2 protein-coding genes are annotated in these 1,551 nt (G+C 59.5%); both read left to right on the forward strand.

All coding sequences use genetic code 11. The features are described from left to right. Window positions 1-407 precede the first annotated feature (407 nt). Window positions 408-734 carry a c-type cytochrome gene (locus tag GPA22_RS22395; RefSeq protein WP_169258280.1) on the forward strand — a complete coding sequence of 109 codons (327 nt, stop codon included), beginning with the start codon at window positions 408-410 and terminating at the stop codon, window positions 732-734. A gap of 30 nt (window positions 735-764) precedes the next feature. Then, complete coding sequence (locus GPA22_RS22400; RefSeq protein ID WP_169258281.1) at window positions 765-1,358, forward strand: NapC/NirT family cytochrome c; 594 nt, start codon at window positions 765-767, stop codon at window positions 1,356-1,358. Window positions 1,359-1,551: the final 193 nt, after the last annotated feature.

The following is a 1,551-nucleotide window of genomic DNA, read 5'->3' on the forward strand; positions in this document are numbered from 1 at the left end:
GCACGTTGAACACGCCCCGAACAACCGTCTGCGCGAACCATTCCGCGAGCGCTCCGACGAAGTTCTCAGGCCGAACGTTGCCGAGGGCGATCACCGACGACGAGTTCGTCATTTATTCAGCGTCTCCCTAGAATCCCGCTGCCTCGGTAGGGTTTTCTCATCAATTGTCATGGCAACGCCACGGCGCGCAATTCCCCGACGTGCGCCATCCCGATGGGTGAGTCAGCCACGCAGTGTGCGCAGATCGGTCATTTCGTATGCGTCTCGAGCAGCCATTGCGGACCCCAATCGGATATCGGCTTCATCGCTCGCTGCGACTTCAGCCGACCGGGTGGTTATCGGTCGTTATCGGGGCGATGCGACTTCCAACAGACGAATGCTTTACCCAATATTCTGGAGAACATGAAATGCGCAAGCTCGTGATTGCACTCGGATCGGTGATCGCCCTGACCTCCACGGCTGGCTTCGCCGCCGACGAGGACGCCGCAATGGGATTGCTGCGCAAGAGCAAGTGTCTCAATTGCCACGCTGTGGAAAGCAAGAAGGACGGCCCCGCCTATCGCGAGGTCGCGACCAAGTACCGCGGCAAGGCGGAGGCCGAAGACAAGCTCGTCAAGCACATTACCGTTCCGAACAAGGTAAAGATCGACGGGCGCGAAGAACCGCACCAGATGGTCAAGAGCAAGGATCCGGAGGAAATCAGGAACCTCGTCAGCTGGATTCTTTCGCTGTAAAGCGCCCTTCGATCACGTGAAGGTGCGCCAATGAAAAAGATACTGACCCGGATTGGCGCCTGGCTGGGCAAGCGCAATCCATTCGTGCTGATCGGCATTGCGATCGTCGCAACGCTGGTGGCCGTGGCCGGCGGCTCCGCGGCCATGGAGTACACGATGACGGAGGAGTTCTGCACCTCCTGTCATGAAATGCGCAACAACGTGTACGTGGAATACGGCGGTTCCATCCATGACACCAATCGCACCGGCGTTCGGGCGATTTGTCCCGACTGCCACGTGCCGCGCGAGCCGGTGGACAAGTGGATCCGCAAGGTCCAGGCCGCGGGCGAGCTGTACCAGCATTTCATCGTGGGCAAGATCGATACCAAGGAGAAATTCCGGGAGCATCGGGCGGAGCTCGCGAAGAATGTGTGGACGCGCATGAAGTCGACCGACTCCCGCGAGTGCCGTCACTGCCACACGGCGGACAAGATGAGTTCCGACCTGCAGACCGAGACGGCGCAGGCGCGCCATGAAAAGGGCCGCGCGGAAGGCCTCACCTGCATCGACTGCCATTTCGGGATCGCCCACTCCGAGCCGAAGGGCATCACGCCGGCGGACATCGTGGTCAAGCAGAAGTTGTAGCAGCGGGGACGCTCTGCCCGATAGGGGGCAGAGCGTCTTTTCATTTCAGGGAGTCAATATGTCTAAGGAGACGCTGATTTATTCGGACACCGTCGCCCCGTGCGATCGATGCGTTTGAGATAATTCTGTCAGCCCATGGCCTCCGAGACTGAGCATGCAATCGAGCTTTTCCGACCTTGAGTACGCTGCGAAG

Source organism: Aromatoleum toluvorans, assembly GCF_012910905.1.
GTDB lineage: Bacteria > Pseudomonadota > Gammaproteobacteria > Burkholderiales > Rhodocyclaceae > Aromatoleum > Aromatoleum toluvorans.